Source organism: Ornithinimicrobium sp., assembly GCF_030537745.1.
Taxonomy (GTDB): Bacteria; Actinomycetota; Actinomycetes; order Actinomycetales; family Dermatophilaceae; genus Ornithinicoccus.
In genome coordinates, this window is the sequence record NZ_JAUNVI010000116.1 from 1,818 (window position 1) to 3,326 (window position 1,509).

The 1,509-nt window shown below is 64.9% G+C and carries 2 protein-coding genes; one reads left to right on the plus strand and one right to left on the minus strand.

Features of this window, described 5'->3' with window-relative positions; translation table 11 throughout:
* Positions 1–642: 642 nt before the first annotated feature.
* A complete protein-coding gene (locus Q4P07_RS14125) occupies positions 643–981 on the minus strand; it encodes a hypothetical protein (RefSeq protein WP_303375553.1) in 339 nt (112 codons plus the stop codon).
* A 257-nt stretch (positions 982–1,238) separates the two neighbouring features.
* Between Q4P07_RS14125 and Q4P07_RS14130 the strand changes: the two genes are divergently transcribed.
* The gene (locus Q4P07_RS14130; protein WP_303375554.1) at positions 1,239–1,499 is read left to right on the plus strand and encodes a 4a-hydroxytetrahydrobiopterin dehydratase; all 261 of its coding nucleotides are present in this window, start codon (positions 1,239–1,241) and stop codon (positions 1,497–1,499) included.
* Positions 1,500–1,509: the final 10 nt, after the last annotated feature.

Sequence of the window (1,509 nt, forward strand, 5' to 3'; positions counted from 1 at the left end):
AACGCGGTGGCGAGCATCTTGACGTCGATGATCGAGACGGTGGACAGCGCGATGGAGGCAACGGACAGGATCAGCGCGGCTGAGGTCACTAGCCGGCCGTCCTCACCGGTGACGGGGGTACGACCGGACCAGGGCTCAGGGTTGCTACCGCAACGCGTACGACTTTGCGTGGGCCCTGGATCTGTTGTTGCAGCCGATGGCGCCCGCCGGATCGGGCGTGGTCACCCTGGGCGCGCACGAACCGCTGACCGGGGTCGGCCATCGCCTCAGCACCATCTAGGCCCGGCCGATGCGGTGCTGATCGTCCATACGGTCTTCGCGGCACTCCCGAGTACGGCGGTAACTGGGACTACCGGATTTGGCTCGACGTCGACCCATCGCCCTCGCTTGCCCGCGGGGTGGGACGCGGCGAAGAGATCGAGGGGATACGACGAGGCTTCGCGGGTTCACCGCGATCGCTGCCACGTCGCCGAGCCCATCTACAGCTCCGGGGTGGACCCAATGGGCAAGGCAGACGTGATCATAGACAACTCCGACGTCGCCAACCCGCGCGTACGGGGAGCCAGCGATATAGAAACCAGCCGTAGGACGGCGCCAAGGGCTGACCATTCACCCGGAACCAACGGGGACGTGTCCGCGAGCCTATGAAGCCGCAGTTGTCGAGGCCAGAAGTCTTCGAGCTCGACGACCAAGATCGCTGAGGTCCACTCGTCCTTCATCAGCGGCGGCTGCCAGTCGCTCGGCCAGGTCTAGCGCTTCGTCAAGCTCGGGCCCAACCATGGCGGCATCCTGTCCCATGTCCCTCAACATCGTTGTCTCGGTCCGCGAGGCGATGAAGGGTTCGGCGACTCCTTCTATCCAGACCCGGGTGCGGCGGCCGTCGCCACGTTCTTCCCCAGTTATCCTCTCGAGCGCGAAGATGCGGTTCGCACGGGCGAACTTACCGAAGCCTAAAGCCACCATCCGCGTGTCCGACGTCACGCCGCCATCTTGACACTACTCAGTGCCCTCGTCCCCCTCAGACAGGCCGGGTGGACCAGTTCTGTCCGTCAGTAAGCGAAATCTCGGGCACGCCCGCCCCCGCGGCGGATAGCGCGTAGGCAGGACTATTTCAATTGTCGGCATCAGACGGCCCCGGCGAGCGGCCTAGTGTTCGCCCCCTCGATCCGGGTGATCAGGACGCGGGCTCAGCGATGAGCACGAGCACGAGGCGCCAATCGCGGATAGTGTCCCCGAGCATGGACATGCTGACGGGCGAGGAGATCACCGGGGCCAAACTGAGCGACTGGCGCAAGCTCGCTCAGGGATTGCATGCGCGCTACTTAGTCGACGACTTTGGCGTCGGCGCACGGTTCGTCGTCGCGGTGGGCGATGCCGGCGACGCGATCGGACACCATCCGCGCGTCTCGATCGGCAACGGTACGTCGACCTTAAGCTGGTCAGCGCCGACGCTATCTACCGCGACGACGACGGCACTGAACATGTCGTTGAATGGGTGACTCAGCAGGA

Bases quoted from the DNA above. Each gene is read 5' to 3' on its own strand.
- Q4P07_RS14130 (WP_303375554.1), top strand. From the start codon at position 1,239: ATGGACATGCTGACGGGCGAGGAGATCACCGGGGCCAAACTGAGCGAC.